We start from the raw sequence: 17033 nt of genomic DNA, 5'->3' as shown, positions 1-17033 counted from the left end.
GTGCCGCGGCACCGCGTCGACTTGAACGAAGGGTACCGCTTAGGTCACGACATCCAGCCGGATCGGATCGATTTGAAGCGTACCCCGCGCCCGGATCATCGGTTGCGCTCGCGGGTTGATCTGTTGCGGAAACAGGACGATCAGGATCATCAAAGGGAATGTCGCGTCCATGGCCCGCCGGATCGGCGCGGTTGAATAAGTTTCCGTCCCGTACAGGCCATTACCGCGCATGGTCATAAACGGGAATAGGCGTCCCGCCGTTGAGCGCGATCGTGGGAACATTCACCGACGTTCCGAGAGGTGGAACTCAGCTGGAAGCGATACAGGCGATAGATTTCGGGTGTGGTCTCCGTGCCATACGCCATCTGCAGCGAAATTCGCGAGCCGGTCGACGCGGTGACCCCGCAATAGACGACCTCTTGGCTTTTCATACTGTCGAGTTTCGTCTCGATCGCTGCGAACCGGCCATCTACGGCCTCGACGAGGTCATTGACTGCCGTCGACAGCGCGTTCGCGATCCACGGTGCCTTGATCCAGTCGGTCGCCGAAATATCCCGAGCATAGAAGCCATTGGCGGCGTCGTCGGGATCATCGTTGTTGTTCCACACATAACCGAGCGTGCCGCTCGGCAGACTCGTGTCGGCATCGCGCGCCGCGGCTGTCTCGTAGCGCTGAAATCCAAAAGCGGCGGACGAAACAAGAGCCAGCACATCCTTCATATCGACGCGCGCGAAGCAGTCGGGTGATCCGGTCTTGACGGCCAGCAGCTTCGCCTGTGCCAGATCGGAGGGGGGCAGAATAGGTGCGGTCGAGGCTTCACATGACATTCGATTCTCCTTGCGAAAGGACAAGGAATCATCTTCATGGAACCGTCGGGAAAAGTAGGAAATACCCCGGCAATCCTATTTTGTCTGTTATTTGGAACACTGCCGAAAGACCCGATCTCCATATCAATGATTGTGTGCTGTCGGGGGAGCCCTTATGAGCGCCGTCACCGCGTATGCCCCTCTCGATCGCTGCCCGACGGATTTCCATGAAACGCCTTTTCGATGTCCTGCTCGGTCTGACCCTGATTCCCATAGCCGTCATCGCCTGCCTCGCTGCCGCGATTCCCATCGCGATCGAGGCGAAGGCCTCGCCGCTGTTTTTCCAGACACGCCTTGGCGTGCGTGAGCGGCCCTTCCGCCTGCTGAAGCTGCGAACGATGCATGTAGCTACGCCCAGCCTCGCATCGCACGAGGTCGGTGCCAGCAGCATCCTCGTGACCGGTCGCCTCCTGCGCCGCCTCAAGATCGATGAATTGCCGCAAATCTGGAACGTGCTCAACGGGACCATGTCTTTCGTCGGCCCGCGCCCGGGGCTCCCTAACCAAGTTGAATTGACCGAAGCGCGCAGAAAGCAGGGCGTGTTTGATCTCGTCCCAGGGATCACAGGTGTGGCCCAGATCCGGGGAATCGATATGTCGACGCCTGAAAAGCTGGCGCTGGCCGACAAAAGCTATGGCCAGCCTTGGTCGCTGGTGCAGGATCTGCGGATTCTCTGGGCCACCGCGACCGGCGCCGGATCGGGAGACGCCGCATCGGGGCTCGGCAGACGATGACACGCGACCGGACTCTTGTGATCGGTGCCAATGGCGAGCTCGGGCAAGCCCTGCTTCGCGAACTGGGCGCGGAAAGGGCTATCGCCGTCACCCGGACCGCGAACGCGCCGCTATCCGGCTTCGACCATGTGCGGATCGGGCCGGACAACTCTTTACCCGCCGCGACGCTCGGATGCTGCGCCGCCATCATCAACGCCGCCGGAAGCGTGACCGGCGACGATCCGACAATGCGATCGTCCAACATCAACCTGCCGCGGACGATCGCGCGCGCCGCGAAGGTCGCCGGCGTCCCTCGCCTCGTTCAGGTCAGCAGTTTTTCCATTCTGGGAACCGCCGAACATATAGACGACACGACAGAAGAGCGGCCGATCAACGCCTATGGCCGCTCGAAGGCCGAGGCCGAACATATGCTGCTCGGATTATCTGGCGACGGCTTCACGGTCGAATGCGTGCGGCTTCCCTTCCTCTTCTCCGTATCGAAGCCCGGGCTCTTGTCACCACTGATATCGCTGGCGAAGCGATTCAGGAATCTGCCGACATCGGCCGGAAGGCCGCTGCGCCGGTCGATGATCACATACGCCGATGCGGCGCACCAATTGGCAATGGCATCAAAGCCCGGATCAAGCGGCATCTCCTTCGCCGCCGACCCGCGGCTTTTCGACTATACCCTGCTCGCCGCGGCCCTAGCGGAGGAGACAGGTATGAAGATCCGGATTCTTCCCGTCCCGCGGACCATTGTAGCGGGTATCGACCGCTTCTTCCCTGCCATCGGGCGACGGCTGTTTCGATCGAGCGTCCTTGATCCGCGCGTCAATCGCGCCGGCGACCGGCCGCTGGGACTCGAAGAGGAACTGCGCGAATTGGTGAGATCGGCATAGGTCTATCAGACGCAGCGGCTTGGCGACACCGCCTCGACAAGCCAAATCCTCTCGGATATGGGCGACGCCTGCAAACCTTAAGGACGTTTATGACCCCGTTCCAGCTTGACGACGCTTCGATATTTCTCACGGGCGGCACCGGCTCCTTCGGCAAGGCTTTCGTTCGCCATGTCATTCAGACCGCGAAGCCTAGGCGGCTGGTCATCTTTTCGCGCGACGAGCTGAAACAATTTGAAATGGCTCAGGAGTTCCCCGAATCGAAATACCCCTTCCTGCGCTATTTCATCGGCGATGTCCGCGATGCGGATCGCGTCCGCCGCGCGATGGAAGGCACCGACACGGTGATCCACGCCGCGGCGCTGAAGCAGGTTCCGGCGGCCGAATATAACCCGTTCGAATGCATCAAGACGAACGTCATCGGCGCGCAGAACATCATCGAAGCCTGTCTCGACGCGGGCGTAAAGCGCGTTGTTGCGCTTTCGACCGACAAGGCGGCGGCGCCGGTCAATCTCTATGGCGCGACAAAGCTCTGCTCGGACAAGCTGTTCATCGCCGCCAACAATATCCGCGGCAGCCGCGATATCCGTTTCAGCGTCGTCCGCTACGGCAACGTGATGGGCAGCCGCGGTTCGGTGATTCCTTTTTTCCTGGGACGCCGCGACCATGGTAGCCTGCCGATCACCGATGCGTCGATGACGCGTTTCAACATCTCGCTCGACGGCGGCGTCGCGCTTGTGATGTGGGCGCTGGACCACGCCGAAGGCGGCGAAATCTTCGTCCCCAAAATTCCTTCCTATCGCGTCACCGACGTCGCGGCGGCGGTCGCGCCGGCCGCGAAGCAGGAAATCATCGGCATTCGCCCGGGCGAAAAGATCCACGAGGAAATGATTACCGCCAGCGACAGCCCTAATACCGTCGATCTCGGCAGCTATTTCGCCATCCTGCCGCCGGGCGATCCGGACGCGATCGACCGCTATTGCGACCGCGCGGGCGCAAAGCTCGTTCCAGCGGGCTTCTCCTACGACAGCGGCACGAACGAGGAGTTCCTATCGGTCGACGACATCCGCAGCCTCATCCAGCAGCATGTCGATCCCGCCTTTGTCATTGACGGGCAGTAATGAAGCCCATCCCCTACAGCCGGCAGGAAATCAGCGACGCCGATATCGCCGCCGTCGTTGATACCCTCCGGTCGCCCTTCCTGACGCAGGGGCCGGCAGTCGAGCATTTCGAATCCGAGTTCGCGGCATTACACAAGGGTAGGCACGCCATTGCGGTGTGCAACGCAACCGCCGCGCTTCACCTTGCCTGCCTCGCGCTCGGCGTCGGTCCAGGTGACCTTGTCTGGACCTCACCGATCAGCTTCGTCGCCTCGGCTAACTGCGCGCTATATTGCGGCGCGGACGTGGCCTTCGTCGATATTGATCCGGTGACCCGTAACATGTCGATCGACGCCCTCGCAGAGCGGCTCGCTGCAGCAGAGCGCGACGGCCGACTACCCAAAGTCGTGATCCCCGTCGATTTCTCGGGTCTGCCCTGCGATCTCGAAGAAATCCGGTCGTTGGCCGACCGCTATGGCTTCAAGATCATTTCGGACAGCTCGCACGCAGTCGGCGCGACCTATCGCGGCGAACCGATCGGCCGCTACGCGGATATCAGCGTTTTCTCTTTCCATCCGGTAAAGATCGTGACGACCGGCGAAGGCGGGCTGTGCCTCACCGACGATACGGCACTCGCCGACCGCATGCGGCTGTTGCGTAGCCACGGGATCACCCGCGACACTGCGCAGATGCAGAACAACAATGAAGGCGGCTGGTACTACGAACAGATTGATCTCGGCTTCAACTATCGTATCACCGACATTCAGGCAGCGCTGGGCAACTCGCAGTTGATCGATCTCGACGAGAAATTCCGCCGCCGCGACGAAGCCGCGCGCCGCTACGACGACAAGCTCGCGGGACTGCCGCTTAAGCTCCCGGCCCGCCTGAACGACCGGCAGTCGGCGCATCACCTCTATGTCGTGGAAGTCGCCAGCGGCGTTTCGCGCGGCGATGCTTTCGCAGCGCTGCGCGCCGACGGGATATTGGTGAATGTCCACTATATTCCGATCCACCTCCAACCCTATTATCGCACCAGGGGCTTCGCCCCCGGCGATTATCCGGCGAGCGAGGCCTATTACGCCGACGCTATCACGCTTCCGCTGTTTCCGTCGCTCGACCCGTCCGAGCAGGACTATGTCGTCGAACGGCTGATCCGCGCGATCGGCGCCTGACGGGACAATCCATGGAACTCGCGCTCGGCACGGTGCAGTTCGGTCTCGCCTATGGCATTGCGGGCGGCGGCCATCCGGTTTCGGAATCCGAAGCCCGGACCATATTGGCGGCAGCCCATGAAGCCGGCATCCGCCGCCTCGACACCGCGCCGGCCTATGGCGACATCGAGGAACGGCTGAGCGGGCTCTGCGGTGGGCTGGATTTCAGCATCGTCTCGAAGATTCCGGCCATGCCCGAAGGGCTCGACAGTGCCGAGGCGGCGTCATGGCTGCGCGCATCGGTGGACCTCAGCCGTCGCCGGCTGGGAGACCGACTGTGCGGGATCATCTTCCATGACGCATCGCTGCCGATCGGACCCGATGGCGCCGCGCTTCGCGACGCTCTTGCCGGCGCAGTGGCCGGCACCGGAATCCGCGTCGGTGCATCGCATTATTCGCCCGAAACGCTGCCTGACAAGGCGCTCTGGCCCGATCATGGCATGGCCCAATTGCCGGGCAACGCCTATGACCAGCGGATCGCCGGCGTCGCCGAGGCGCTGGCGGACACCGAGGTATCGATGCGCTCGGCGTTCCTGCAAGGCCTGCTCCTCGTCGACGGTGATCGGGCCATCGCGCGCGTACCGGAGGCGGCGGACTGGCTCGCCGGCTGGGACCGGTGGTGCGCGAAAGCCGGCATGTTGCCTCTCGCCGCTGCGCTGGCGGTCGCGAAAAGCTTCGATGCGGTTGATTATTGCCTCGTCGGCGTCGACAGCATCGCGCAGTTGCGCGATATCATTGCCGCTTGGGAGGCAACGCCGGCAATCAAGGCCACAGAGCTGGCCGGCCACGACCCGCTCGTTTTCGATCCCCGGCAATGGCGGAGCTGACATGCACGATACCGTAGCGCTGATTCAGGCCCGCATGTCGAGCAGCCGCCTGCCCGGCAAGGTGCTCGCCGACCTCGGAGGCCTGCCGATGATCTGCTTCATGGCCGAACGCGTTCGCCGCGCACCGGGAATCGACCTCGTCGCCGTGCTCACCAGCGACGATCCGTCCGACGATCCGCTCGCCGCCGCGACGGAAGCCCGCGGGGTTCCGGTGGTGCGCGGACCGCTGAATGATGTCCTTGCGCGCTATGTCGTCGGCGCCGACGCTTTCGACGCCAGGACCATTCTGCGGTTGACGGGTGATTGCCCTCTGATCGATCCGGCGCTGATCGCACAGGTGGTCGCGCTACACCGGTCGGCGGGGGTCGATTATGCCAGCAATATCGATCCGCCGGGCTTTGCCGACGGAATGGACACCGAATGTTTCACGCGCGACCTGCTTGACCGAGCGAACCGGCTGGCGGTTTCCCAGCCCGAACGCGAGCATGTGACACTCTGGATGCGCGGCCCGGAAAGCGGCGCATCGCGCGCGAATCTGACGGCGGCCGTCCCCGCGTCGCACCTGCGCCTGACCGTCGACTATCCCGACGATCTGGCGCTCGTTCGCCGGATCGTCGCGGCGCTCGGCAGCGAATGTGATTATTTCGACATTCTGCGGCTGCTTCAACGCGATGCCGGCTTGCTCGATGCCAATCCGCACGAACGGAACGAAGCCTTGAAAAGCTGATACCGGCTGTCTAGAGAACCGCTACCCCCTCCCCGCGCCCTATTTTCCGGAGACTTTCCGATGCAACGCTGCAGCAAATGTGGCCTTCCCGAAACCCACGAAACCATCGCCTTCGATGATCAGGGCGTATGCAACGTGTGCCGTCAGATCGAATTCAAGGAAAACCGGATCGACTGGACGGAAAAGAAGCTCGAACTCGACGCGCTGATCGCGGAGCATCGCGGCAAATACGACTATGATTGCATCGTGCCGTTCAGCGGCGGCAAGGACAGCACCTGGACGCTTCACTATCTGGTGAAGGAATATGGGATCAAGCCGCTGGTCGTGCGCTTCGACCATGGCTTCTTCCGTCCCGGCCTCGAGGAAAACACCAAGAAAGTGTGCCGTGAACTCGGGGTTGACATTATGACCTTCACGCCGAACTGGAAGGTCGTGCAGCAGTTGATGCTGCAATCCTTCCTCGAAAAGGGCGACTTCTGCTGGCATTGCCATACGGGCATCTTCTCCTACCCGATGTGGGTCGCACTGGAAAAGAAGGTTCCGCTGATCTTCTGGGGCGAGCCCTCGTCCGAATATACCGCCTATTTCAGCTACGAGCAGGAAGAGGAAGTCGACGAAAAGCGGTTCAACCGCTATGTCAACCTCGGCATCAGCGCAGACGACATGTTCGTCCGCCTCGGCGGAAAGGTCGATCCGCGCGACCTCAAATGCTTTTCCTATCCGCCGCTCAAGGACTTGCGCGCGCTAAACTATCGCTCGGTCTGTCTCGGCTCCTACATCCCGTGGGACGTGCCGAAGCAGTCGAAGATAATCATGGACGAACTGGGCTGGCAGGGCGACGAGGTCGAGAATGTTCCGCCGCAATACCAGTATGAGAAGATCGAGTGCCAGATGCAGGGCGTTCGCGACTACATCAAATATATCAAGCGCGGCTACACCCGCCCGTCGCATCTCGTGGCGATCGATGTCCGCCAAGGCAACATCACGCTGAACGAGGGGCAGCATCTGATCGACGAGTTTGAAAACCGTCGCCCGCCGAGCCTCGACAATTTCCTGAATTTCGTCGGCCTGAACGAGACGGAGTTCAACCGCATCGCGATGGAACATATGGTCTCGCCCTATCAGCACGATCCCGACGCAGTTCGTCCGGGCAAGAAAACGCACGATTTCGAACGCTGGTCGCGCGTCGGCGCGATGCCCAAGGAAGTGCGTGACGAAATGCTGGCGCGCTACGAAATGCGCACCGGCAAGTCATTCACCTTCGCCGACGACGAGGGCTGAGCGCCCTGATGACCGTTGTCGGCATCATCGACTATCGAGCAGGCAACATCCGGTCGATCCGCAACGCTTTCGAGCATATCGGCTGCGAAACGCGTCTCGTCACCGACGCTGCGGAACTGAACGGCGTCAGCCATGTTGTCCTGCCCGGTGTCGGCGCCTTTGCCTTTTGCATGCAACGGCTTTCCGAAAGCGGAATGCTGCCGGCGTTGGAGCGGTGGGCGCTTGTCGAGCATCGCCCGCTGCTCGGCATTTGCGTCGGGATGCAGCTGATGGCCCGCCGCGGGCTCGAGCTTGGCGATCACGAAGGACTGAACTGGATGGGCGGCAAGGTGCTGCCGCTCGTCGCGAACGGCGCCCGGGTGCGCGTGCCGCACGTCGGCTGGAACGACGTGACGTTCGCCGAGCCGTTCGGCGCCTTCACGGCGGACAGCAAGGCCGATTTCTATTTCGACCACAGCTTCGCCTTCTTCGATCCCGAATTCGGCGAAACCATCGGCCGCTGCACGCATGGACAGGATTTCGCCGCGGTCGTTCGCCGCGGCAATGTCGTTGCGGCGCAGTTCCATCCAGAAAAGAGCCAGGATGCCGGAATCCGGTTCCTCGAAGGCTTCCTCGCGCTGTAATCGCCATGTTGAAGAAACGCCTCATCCCCAAGCTGCTGATCCAGCACCGCCAGATCGGCTCGATGACCCGGCCGGTCCTCGTTACGACGCGCCAGTTCGATCAGTCGTTCGACGTCGGCGACCCCGTGTCGCAGGCGAAAATCTATCAGGCGCAGATGGCGGACGAACTGATCGTCCTCAACATCGATCGGACGCTGATCGGCTCCGACAAGCTTCTGCTCGGAATCATCGAACGACTCGCCAGCGAAACCTTCATGCCGCTCGCCGTCGGTGGCGGCGTGAGCAGCGTCGAGGATTTCGGGCGGTTGCTCGACCATGGCGCCGACAAAGTGGTGATCAACACCGTCGCGGCGAAAAATCCTGACATCATCGACGCCGCCGCCAGCCAGTTCGGCGCGCAGTGCGTCGTAGTCTCGATCGACTATCGCCGCGACGCCGACGGCACGCCGCGCGTCCATACCGACCGCGCCTCGCGCCGCACCGAGCGCAGCGTCGTCGAATGGGCGCACGAAGCGGCGCAGCGCGGCGCGGGCGAAATCGTGCTGGTCGACGCCGACCGCGACGGCACAGGGAACGGACTCGATTGTGCGCTGTGCGCCGAAGTCGCATACAGCCTGCCGATCCCGGTCATCCTGTCCGGCGGGTGCGGCATTGCGAGCCATTTTTCTGACGGCTTTTTGGACGGCGGCGCCGAAGCGATTTCCGCAGGTACCTTTTTCGCGTTCCGCGACCAGAACCCGATCCAAACCCGCTCGCATGTCCGCAACAGCGGCATCGACATCCGCATGGAAACCTGATGCGGATCGATTCGGCGCCCCACTGGGAAAATAATGTCGTACGGCTCGCCGTGCTCACCCCTGAAGACGTCAGCGACGCCTATGTCGGCTGGCTCAACGACGCTGAAATCAACCGCTATCTCGAAAGTCGCTTCGCGGTCCATGACCGTGCCGGCGTCGCCGCCTATGTCGAATCGATGCTCGCCAGCCCCTCGTCGCTGTTCCTGGCGATCCATTCGAAGGCGCTCGGCCAGCACGTCGGCAATATCAAAATCGGACCGATCGACCGCCATCACGGGTTGGGTGAAATCGGTCTGATGATCGGCGCGCGCGCGGCTTGGGGGCGTGGCATCGCGACCCATGCCATTGCGGCGGTCGCCGACATTGGCTTTCGTGACCTAGGCCTGCGCAAGCTGACCGCCGGCTGCTATGCGGACAACCAGGGCAGCCGGATCGCGTTCGAACGCGCCGGCTTCACGGTCGAGGCCGTTCGCCGGGCGCATTTCGTTTCGGACGGGCGCCTCGAGGACCTCGTGCTACTCGCCCGTTTTGCCGATCATTGACGGGTCATCGGGCCCGGCCACGACAGGAGTATCGACAATGCGCCATTTCGACCGTTCGGAAGCCATGCTTGCCCGGACGGAAAATGTCATCCCGCTGGGAAGCCAGACGTTCAGCAAGAGCCGGACGCAATTCCCGGTCGGCGTGTCGCCGCTCTATCTCGATCGGGGCAATGGCAGCCATGTATGGGACGTCGATGGAAATGAATATGTAGATTTCATCAGCAGCCTCTGCTCGGTAACGCTCGGCTATGGCGATTCCGACGTCGACGGCGCGGTCCGCGACCAGCTCGATCGCGGCGTCATCCTGTCGCTCCCGGCTCCGCTGGAGGCCGAAGTCGCCGAACTGATCTGCGAGATGGTGCCCTGCGCCGAAAAGGTCCGCTTCGGCAAGAACGGCTCCGACGCGACCTCGGGCGCCATTCGCATCGCACGCGCCTTTACTGGTCGCGACCATGTCGCCGTGTGCGGCTATCACGGCTGGCAGGACTGGTACATCGGCACGACGGCGCGCAATCGCGGCGTGCCGCAGGCGACCCGCGACCTGTCGCACCCGTTCATGTACAATGATCTCGCATCGCTCGAACGCGTCTTTGCCGAATGGCCCGGCCAGATTGCCGCGGTGATCCTCGAACCGATGAACGTCGAATATCCCGCGCCCGGCTTTCTGGAAGGCGTGCGCGAACTTGCGACGCGGCACGGCGCGATCCTGGTCTTCGACGAGACGATCACGGGCTTCCGCTATGCCAACGGCGGCGCGCAGGAATTGTTCGGAGTGACGCCCGATCTCGCGACCTTCGGCAAGGGGCTGGCGAACGGCTATCCGGTGTCGGCTGTCGCCGGACGCGCCGATGTGATGCAGATGATGGAAGAGGTCTTCTTTTCCTTCACTTTCGGCGGCGAACTCCTGTCACTCGCTGCCGCAAAGGCAACGCTCGAAAAGCTGAAGCGCGAACCGGTCGTCGCGCGGATCGGCGCGATCGGCGAAGAGCTGAAAGCGAGCGTGCGTTCGGTCATCGACGAAACGCAGACGGCGCATGTCTTCGACATCAAGGGCCATCCGAGCTGGTCGTTCCTGACCATCGCCGATCAGCCAGGCGCGACAAGCTTCGCGATCAAGACCTGGCTGATGCAGGAATGGCATCAGCGCGGCATCCTGAGCTATGGCACGCACAACCTCAATTTGTCGCATAGCGAGGCGGATATCGCCGCGCTGCTCGACACCTATCGCGCGTTGTTTCCGCAGCTTCGCGATCTGCTTGCCGCCGGCAAGCTGATCGAAGCACTGCGCTGCCCGCCGCTCGAACCGCTGTTCAAGGTACGCTGACCGGATCGGAGCAGGCCGTGCAGATCATCGTCCGCGCCGACGCGTCTCCCGGCATCGGGATCGGTCATGTCCGCCGATGCCTGACACTTGCGCGGGCGCTTCGCGAATACGGCGCGAATGTCCGGTTCGCGATTCACGACTGGGGCGCCGACCTCACACCGCTTCTCGGCGAATTCGCGAACGGCGCGCTGCTCCTGCCGTCACCCTGCCCCGCCCAGAATGCTAACCCGGCAAGCTGGCTGCCGCACGGACAGGCCTATGATGTTCAGGAGTTACAGACCGCGCTCGATGGCGACCGACCGGACTGGATCATCGTCGACCATTATGCGCTTGATGCCGAATGGCACGATCTGGCGCGCCGCGAACTCGGCTGCCGGATTCTGGCGATCGACGACCTCGCCGATCGCCCGCTCCGCGCGGACCTTGTCGTCGATCCCAATTGGGACCGCGATCACCGGGCCAAATATCGCGACATAATCGGCGACGCCGAGTTGCTCGGCGGTCCGCGTTACGCGCTCATCGACCCGCGCTACGCAATCGGCGGGCCGCGCGAACAATCGGACGATGTGGCGTCGATCGGGATATTCATGGGCGGGACCGATCCGGCCCATGCTACGATCCCGGTCCTCCAAGCCTTGCGAGCCACCGGATTCAGCGGCGAAATCGGGATCGTCACGTCGAGCCTGAATCCCGACATCGCCCTGATCCGCGCGGCGGCCAACAGCGACGGCCATACCGTCGTCGACGTCGACCTTCCCGATCTCACGGAATTCTTCCGGCGCCACGATCTCTTCATTCTCGCGGCGGGCGGCACGACATGGGAACGCATGGCGAGCGCCGCCCCCGCCATCGCGGTCGTCACCGCGGAGAACCAGCGCGATATCGCCATCCAGCTTGCCGAAGAAGGACTGCAATGGGGGATCGAGGCCGGTGACTGGGCGGCGCTGGAGACGATGTTGCCCGCGATCCTTGCCGATGCCGCTGGCCGGCTGGAACAGGCGAGGCGCGGCGTGGAACTCGTCGACGCCAGAGGCGCGGATCGCGTTGCCGCGGCCCTGCTGACCCTCGGCGACGGGCCAGTGACGACACGCCATGCAGCGCACGGGGATGCGGCGATGATCCTGGCGTGGCGGAACGATCCCTATATTCGGTCAGTGTCGCGCGATAATAGCGTGATCGAATGGAAGGCGCATCTGGCATGGTTCGAGCGAATCGTCGCATCGACCGACCATCTGCTGCTAATCGCGGAGAAAAATGCCGTGCCCGTTGGTGTCGTCCGTTTCGATCGCCTGTCGGATCGGCGCTACGAGATTTCGCTCTATCTCAACCCGATCGTCGCCGGACGGAGGTTCGGCCTTCCGATGATCGGTGCAGCGCAGCAGGCGCTCAGCCGCGAGCAGGCACGCGATCTCGTCATTCTCGCCGAAACATTGCCCGGGAATGCCGCCTCACAGCGCCTGTTTCGGAGCGCGGGCTACACGCAGTCGGGCGATCATTTCGAATTGCAGCTTCCCTTTCACCCCTGAGCGATGCTTGTCGCGCCGCGCGGAGCGGGATAGGGAGCGGTCGGTCCCGCGGTGATCGCGAGCAACGCCTCCCCTTTGATATTTGGATAGCAGGAACAGCGAGATGAAAATTGGCAACCGGGAGATTGGCGCGGATCACCGCCCCTATCTGATCGCCGAAATGTCGGGCAACCATAACAACTCGCTCGACCGTGCGCTGGAAATCGTCGATGTGGCTGCGGCGTCGGGTGCCGATGCGATCAAGCTGCAGACCTATACGGCCGAAACGATGACGCTGGACCTCCACACACCGGACTTCGTCATCGACGACCCCAAGAGCCTGTGGAACGGTCGGAATCTTTACGACCTCTACGACGAGGCGCATACCCCTTGGGATTGGCACGCTCCGATCATGGAACGCGCGAAATCGCACGGCATCGCGTGCTTCTCGTCGCCCTTCGACCATAGTGCCGTCGATTTTCTCGAAACGCTCGATGTTCCGGCCTACAAGATCGCCTCGTTCGAACTCATCGACATTCCGCTGATCGAGCGTGTCGCGGCGACCGGAAAGCCGCTGATCATGTCGACCGGGATGGCGACCGTCGCCGAGATCGGCGACGCTGTCCTTACCGCGCGGCGCGCGGGGGCCGAGGATATCGTCCTGCTCAAATGCACGAGCACCTATCCCGCCGAGCCGGTCAACACCAACCTCGCCACCATTCCGGCGATGCGGCAAACCTTCGGCTGCGAAGTCGGCCTGTCGGATCATACGATGGGCACGGGCGTTTCCGTCGCATCGGTCGCGCTCGGCGCGCCGCTGATCGAAAAGCATTTCACATTGGCGCGCGCCGATGGCGGCGTCGACAGCGCCTTTTCGATGGAGCCGTCGGAATTTCATGCCCTGCGCGTCGAATGCGACCGCGCGTGGCAGGCGATCGGCGGCATCGCCTTCGGCGGCACGCCCGCCGAGGAAGGCTCGCGTACCTTCCGCCGCTCGCTCTATATCGCGAAGGACATGCGCGCCGGTGACGTTCTGACACCTGAAACTCTGCGAGCGATCCGGCCCGGATATGGTCTGCCCCCGAAATATCTCGCCCAATTGCTTGGACAGCGGGTGGCGCGCGATGTCGCCCGCGGAACCGCGGCAAGCTGGGACCTGTTTACCGGCGCGGATTGACCTCGAAGCGACCGGCGAAGGAAAAACAATGCACTGGAAGACCAAAAGCGCGGCATTCCGCATCCTGTCGGCGATTCCGTTCGGCGGAGCGGTCCACCATCTCTTGCAGCGCCGTGTGACCCGCGAATGGCCCCGGTCGGAGCCCGTGCTCGACCAGTTGATCGTCGCCGCGCGCGACATATTGTCGGCCGTCGCGATCGATGGCGACCTCGGCAAAACGCGCTTTCTCGAAATCGGTGCGGGCCGGGATCTGGCCGCCGCGCTGGCGCTGCGAATGCTCGGCGTTGGATCGGTCACCACCCTCGACATCGACCGGCTGGCGCAGATCGACCTCATAAATCACGCGGCACAATATATCGGCCGGCAGATCGGCGTCTCCGTCCCGTCCTTCGCCGGATTCCACGATCTGGCGGCTTTCGGGATCGATTATCGTGCGCCGATGCGGATCACCGATATTGGTGAAGAGAGCTTCGATTGCTTCTATTCCGTCGACACGCTGGAACATATTCCGCCGGCGCCGCTGGCCGACGTCTTGGCCGCCTCACGGACGCGGTTGAAGCCCGGCGGCGTCGCCGTCCACATCATCGACTATAGCGACCATTATGCACGCGAGGATGGGGCCTCGAGGATCAATTTCCTGCGCTTCAGCGATCAGGACTGGGCGCCTCACAACAGCCGGTTTCTCTATATGAACCGGCTGCGTCACAGCCAGTTCCTGGAGCTGTTCGAGCAAGCCGGATTCCGCTCGATCGACGCCGCTCCCTTCCGCCTCGACGCGGCGGAGATTCCGTTCGACGAACTCGCCCCGAAATTCCGGGCTATGTCGATCGACGATGTCGCGACATTGCGGGCGCGGATCACGGCCCGCCCCTGATCCGGATCAGAGTAGCCGATATGCGGCCCGGCGGACCAAGACATACCAGAGCGACGACGTCGCCGCCGACGCGATGACGACATAGGAACTGTCGAAGCTGAACAGCGCGAGCGCAAAGAACAGCGCTACCACCAAGGCGTTGTAGCGCGCGATAGTGCCGAAGCGTCCGGAAGCTTGCAGCAGAATGGCGAACGGATTGAAGAAGAAGACGATGGCCAGGATCATCGCGGCGATCGCGACGGCGAAGCTCAGTTCGATCCCGTAAAAGGCGCGGTAGGCCATCTGAACCGGTATCGTCATCAGCAGGCAAAGAACCGCCAGCGCGGGATACACATAAAGCTCGTAACGGCGGACGACGGCAAAGGTCTGCACCCGTCCCGCGTGATCCGATCCGACGACGTGGCGGTGGAAATAGGTTCCGAAGATGAACGCCGATTGCCCGCCGATGATCTTGATCAAGATGATTTTCGTGATGACGCCCATTTGCGCCAGCGTCAGGAAGAAAGCCCCCGCCATTCGCTCCTGATTGAGAAAGAGGAGCGCCGACATCGAGGACATGACCGCCCAGAAGGCGACGCGCCAGTGAATCGTGACGATGCCGGGAACCTTGCGAAGCACCGACCAGCGCGGCTGGATGATGCCGTGCCGCAAGGCATAGACGAAAAGCACGGGCGTCGCCAGCACCTCGCCCCACAAGATGATGGATTCGACATGAAAATGCCCCGATCCCAGCACCGCCACATCTACGAGGACGACCAGCGATTTCAGGAAAAAGGCGGTCGGGTGCGTGAATTTATTGTTCGAGGCACGGCATGAGGCGAGGATCATCGTATTCGCCGCGGCACAGATCAACGTGACGAACAATGTCCAGAAATGGAAAGGGCCGGCCAGCGAAATCACCAGCGCCGTCACCACGGCCATGACACTTATGATCAACAGCCCGGTCAGGAGAAAGCGGCTGACGTTCACCGAAGCCCGGCTGATGACCCGCGGCGTGAAGAGGCGCTGGTTATAGATGAGCTGGGAGAAGCCGAGCGTACCGAATTCCGCGAACAGGGTCGAAATCAGCAGGATCGTCGAAACAGCTCCGAAATTATGATTTCCGAGCAGGAACGAAAGGATGATGACGCGCAGCGCATGGATGAACGATCCGGCACCGAGCAGCAGAATCGACCCGAAAAGCGCCCGCGACGGCATCGACCTAACGGTCCCCATATTTGACGAGTTTGCGCGCGCGCTCGACCATCGAGGGACGGCGCTCGATCGGAACGCCGACCGGCGCCATATTCTTGCCCGGCACGATCAGGCTATCCCGATCAAGCTGGCGGAAGACATCCTCGAAATCGGCGCCCTCATAGGCCTGCTGCTCGCCGGACGACATCGCTTTCAGGTGATTGACGAAGGTCGGCGCGACCCGATCCATAGCGTGAATGAATTTCACGATCTGGCGGCGGCGCGTCGCATCGTCGGGCAGGTCGATCGGTTGCCCCGGGCCGAGCAGGGTCGGGCAGACCCCCACGGTCTGATAAGTGCTGGCGGCGAGCGAAATCACCGGCTTGCCCCGCCATACCGCTTCCATGACCGAACTTCCGGCATTCAGGACGACAAGGTCCGACGCCTCGATCAGTGCCGATGTATGGATCGCCGACGTGGGTTCGACGTAGCGGATCCCCCGGCGCGCGCAATAATCGCGATAATGCTCGTCGGCCAAGTTGCCGAAACTGACTCCCACTCGCTGCGCCCAGATCGGGTGGCCGCGAATAAGGAAATCTTCGAAGGGGATTCCCAGCGCTGCCTGCAGATAGTCAATTGCTTCAAAATTATCGGCCCATTCAACCTGCCAATCGCCATGGCCCCAGATTTCATAGTTGCTCGATGGAAGCACCAAAACCTTCGGTGCTTTCCCGATCTGGTTGACGAGATCCGAACCACTTTCCTCGCTTCGCTTTTGAAAATCGCGCCACTCGTTGCTGCCTGTCCGGTCGACACGGCTCGCGATAATTCGCTCGGCCCGGATCCGGTCTTCGTCGGAGAGCTCTGATCCTCCAACCACCCGGCACATGTCATGAATATGGCGAAGGCCCAAGCAGTTTTCGCGCGGCAACAGCATCAGCCCGTCACCGAACCAGGATCGCTCATATGACATGAAATCGATCCCGCACGCTATTGCAGCATCGACAACGCCCTTCAATATATCAATGCGCCCGTTGAACAGGAGGATGAGGTCGACACTGCAACTCTCAATCCATCGTACGGTGGAATGGTAACCTGCCCGGTAAGCGTGCAGCAAGCCGCTCCCGCCGATCTCTGGTCCGACATCGCTCGCCACCTCGGCCCGAACCAACGCGGCACGGTTCGAGATTATGGCCTGCTCTTCTCCTTCGACGGGGATATCCTTGGTGGACCAGTCTATTGCGAACTGCCGATGCGAACGCGCCGTTGGGCTGCGGCCGAGTCTACATTTGATACAATGATCGACAGAACCGAAGCCGATGGTCTGATATTGCTTATCATAGCATTTCTCCATCGACCCGTTGCAAACGAGTTCGCTGGTTTCCGCGCCGCTGTCG

General features: G+C 62.2%; 18 protein-coding genes. 15 read left to right on the top strand and 3 right to left on the bottom strand.

Annotated features, from left to right (window positions below; all coding sequences use genetic code 11):
• Window positions 1-195, top strand: a 195-nt coding sequence (locus VN047_RS03330; RefSeq protein WP_325540005.1) for a hypothetical protein, incomplete at its 5' end; no start/stop codon positions are given.
• Between the two features lie 38 nt (window positions 196-233).
• Here the strand turns inward: VN047_RS03330 and VN047_RS03325 are convergent.
• The gene (locus VN047_RS03325) at window positions 234-851 is read right to left on the bottom strand and encodes a hypothetical protein (protein ID WP_325540003.1); all 618 of its coding nucleotides are present in this window, start codon (window positions 849-851) and stop codon (window positions 234-236) included.
• Between the two features lie 149 nt (window positions 852-1000).
• On the opposite strand from VN047_RS03325, the gene VN047_RS03320 reads away from it, so the two are divergent.
• From VN047_RS03320 to VN047_RS03255, 14 genes are all read left to right on the top strand, one after another.
• Window positions 1001-1600: a sugar transferase gene (locus VN047_RS03320; protein ID WP_325540002.1), complete on the top strand. Its 600-nt coding sequence runs from the start codon at window positions 1001-1003 to the stop codon at window positions 1598-1600.
• Complete coding sequence (locus tag VN047_RS03315) at window positions 1597-2478, top strand: NAD-dependent epimerase/dehydratase family protein (protein ID WP_325540000.1); 882 nt, start codon at window positions 1597-1599, stop codon at window positions 2476-2478. Before VN047_RS03320 ends, VN047_RS03315 begins: the two co-directional genes overlap by 4 nt.
• 89 nt (window positions 2479-2567) lie before the next feature.
• Window positions 2568-3596, top strand: coding sequence for a UDP-N-acetylglucosamine 4,6-dehydratase (inverting) (pseB, locus tag VN047_RS03310; protein WP_325539998.1), 1029 nt, complete (start codon window positions 2568-2570; stop codon window positions 3594-3596).
• On the top strand, window positions 3596-4747 hold the full coding sequence (pseC, locus tag VN047_RS03305) for a UDP-4-amino-4,6-dideoxy-N-acetyl-beta-L-altrosamine transaminase (RefSeq protein ID WP_325539996.1): 1152 nt from the start codon (window positions 3596-3598) through the stop codon (window positions 4745-4747). Before pseB ends, pseC begins: the two co-directional genes overlap by 1 nt.
• Before the next feature lie 11 nt (window positions 4748-4758).
• On the top strand, window positions 4759-5613 hold the full coding sequence (locus VN047_RS03300; protein WP_325539994.1) for an aldo/keto reductase: 855 nt from the start codon (window positions 4759-4761) through the stop codon (window positions 5611-5613).
• Between the two features lies 1 nt (window position 5614).
• Entirely contained in the window at window positions 5615-6340 is a 726-nt protein-coding gene (locus VN047_RS03295) for a glycosyltransferase family protein (RefSeq protein WP_325539992.1), read from the top strand.
• A 60-nt stretch (window positions 6341-6400) separates the two neighbouring features.
• Window positions 6401-7621 (top strand): N-acetyl sugar amidotransferase, encoded by a 1221-nt coding sequence (locus VN047_RS03290; RefSeq protein ID WP_325539990.1) that lies wholly within the window; start codon window positions 6401-6403, stop codon window positions 7619-7621.
• Window positions 7622-7629: 8 nt separating this feature from the next.
• Complete coding sequence (gene hisH / locus VN047_RS03285) at window positions 7630-8244, top strand: imidazole glycerol phosphate synthase subunit HisH (protein ID WP_325539988.1); 615 nt, start codon at window positions 7630-7632, stop codon at window positions 8242-8244.
• Window positions 8245-8249: 5 nt separating this feature from the next.
• A complete protein-coding gene (locus tag VN047_RS03280; RefSeq protein WP_325539986.1) occupies window positions 8250-9041 on the top strand; it encodes an imidazole glycerol phosphate synthase cyclase subunit in 792 nt (263 codons plus the stop codon).
• Window positions 9041-9583: a GNAT family protein gene (locus VN047_RS03275; protein WP_325539985.1), complete on the top strand. Its 543-nt coding sequence runs from the start codon at window positions 9041-9043 to the stop codon at window positions 9581-9583. Before VN047_RS03280 ends, VN047_RS03275 begins: the two co-directional genes overlap by 1 nt.
• A gap of 37 nt (window positions 9584-9620) precedes the next feature.
• Window positions 9621-10907, top strand: a complete 1287-nt coding sequence (locus tag VN047_RS03270) for an aminotransferase class III-fold pyridoxal phosphate-dependent enzyme (protein WP_325539983.1) — start codon at window positions 9621-9623, stop codon at window positions 10905-10907.
• 17 nt (window positions 10908-10924) lie between these two features.
• The gene (gene pseG, locus VN047_RS03265) at window positions 10925-12433 is read left to right on the top strand and encodes a UDP-2,4-diacetamido-2,4,6-trideoxy-beta-L-altropyranose hydrolase (protein WP_325539982.1); all 1509 of its coding nucleotides are present in this window, start codon (window positions 10925-10927) and stop codon (window positions 12431-12433) included.
• A gap of 103 nt (window positions 12434-12536) precedes the next feature.
• The gene (gene pseI / locus VN047_RS03260) at window positions 12537-13589 is read left to right on the top strand and encodes a pseudaminic acid synthase (protein ID WP_325539980.1); all 1053 of its coding nucleotides are present in this window, start codon (window positions 12537-12539) and stop codon (window positions 13587-13589) included.
• Window positions 13590-13617: 28 nt separating this feature from the next.
• Window positions 13618-14463 carry a class I SAM-dependent methyltransferase gene (locus VN047_RS03255; protein WP_325539978.1) on the top strand — a complete coding sequence of 282 codons (846 nt, stop codon included), beginning with the start codon at window positions 13618-13620 and terminating at the stop codon, window positions 14461-14463.
• Between the two features lie 6 nt (window positions 14464-14469).
• Here VN047_RS03255 and VN047_RS03250 read toward each other — a convergent pair whose 3' ends face one another.
• Together VN047_RS03250 and VN047_RS03245 are read right to left on the bottom strand one after the other, a co-directional pair.
• Complete coding sequence (locus VN047_RS03250) at window positions 14470-15660, bottom strand: hypothetical protein (protein ID WP_325539976.1); 1191 nt, start codon at window positions 15658-15660, stop codon at window positions 14470-14472.
• A 4-nt stretch (window positions 15661-15664) separates the two neighbouring features.
• The gene (locus VN047_RS03245; protein ID WP_325539974.1) at window positions 15665-16990 is read right to left on the bottom strand and encodes a hypothetical protein; all 1326 of its coding nucleotides are present in this window, start codon (window positions 16988-16990) and stop codon (window positions 15665-15667) included.
• Window positions 16991-17033 lie beyond the last annotated feature (43 nt).

It is taken from the genome of Sphingopyxis sp. (assembly GCF_035565275.1).
Lineage (GTDB): Bacteria > Pseudomonadota > Alphaproteobacteria > Sphingomonadales > Sphingomonadaceae > Sphingopyxis.
The sequence above is the reverse complement of the archived record's forward strand: the minus strand, read 5'-3'. Positions and strand labels throughout refer to the sequence as shown.

Excerpts from the sequence above, each read along its gene's own strand:
- pseB (WP_325539998.1), top strand. The coding sequence starts at position 2,568 with ATGACCCCGTTCCAGCTTGACGACGCTTCGATATTTCTCACGGGCGGC.
- VN047_RS03270 (WP_325539983.1), top strand. The coding sequence starts at position 9,621 with ATGCGCCATTTCGACCGTTCGGAAGCCATGCTTGCCCGGACGGAAAAT.
- VN047_RS03300 (WP_325539994.1), top strand. The coding sequence starts at position 4,759 with ATGGAACTCGCGCTCGGCACGGTGCAGTTCGGTCTCGCCTATGGCATT.
- VN047_RS03250 (WP_325539976.1), bottom strand. The coding sequence starts at position 15,660 with ATGCCGTCGCGGGCGCTTTTCGGGTCGATTCTGCTGCTCGGTGCCGGA.
- pseC (WP_325539996.1), top strand. The coding sequence starts at position 3,596 with ATGAAGCCCATCCCCTACAGCCGGCAGGAAATCAGCGACGCCGATATC.
- VN047_RS03315 (WP_325540000.1), top strand. The coding sequence starts at position 1,597 with ATGACACGCGACCGGACTCTTGTGATCGGTGCCAATGGCGAGCTCGGG.
- VN047_RS03245 (WP_325539974.1), bottom strand. The coding sequence starts at position 16,990 with ATGGAGAAATGCTATGATAAGCAATATCAGACCATCGGCTTCGGTTCT.
- VN047_RS03290 (WP_325539990.1), top strand. The coding sequence starts at position 6,401 with ATGCAACGCTGCAGCAAATGTGGCCTTCCCGAAACCCACGAAACCATC.
- VN047_RS03255 (WP_325539978.1), top strand. The coding sequence starts at position 13,618 with ATGCACTGGAAGACCAAAAGCGCGGCATTCCGCATCCTGTCGGCGATT.
- VN047_RS03280 (WP_325539986.1), top strand. The coding sequence starts at position 8,250 with ATGTTGAAGAAACGCCTCATCCCCAAGCTGCTGATCCAGCACCGCCAG.
- VN047_RS03295 (WP_325539992.1), top strand. The coding sequence starts at position 5,615 with ATGCACGATACCGTAGCGCTGATTCAGGCCCGCATGTCGAGCAGCCGC.
- VN047_RS03275 (WP_325539985.1), top strand. The coding sequence starts at position 9,041 with ATGCGGATCGATTCGGCGCCCCACTGGGAAAATAATGTCGTACGGCTC.
- pseI (WP_325539980.1), top strand. The coding sequence starts at position 12,537 with ATGAAAATTGGCAACCGGGAGATTGGCGCGGATCACCGCCCCTATCTG.
- hisH (WP_325539988.1), top strand. The coding sequence starts at position 7,630 with ATGACCGTTGTCGGCATCATCGACTATCGAGCAGGCAACATCCGGTCG.
- VN047_RS03320 (WP_325540002.1), top strand. The coding sequence starts at position 1,001 with ATGCCCCTCTCGATCGCTGCCCGACGGATTTCCATGAAACGCCTTTTC.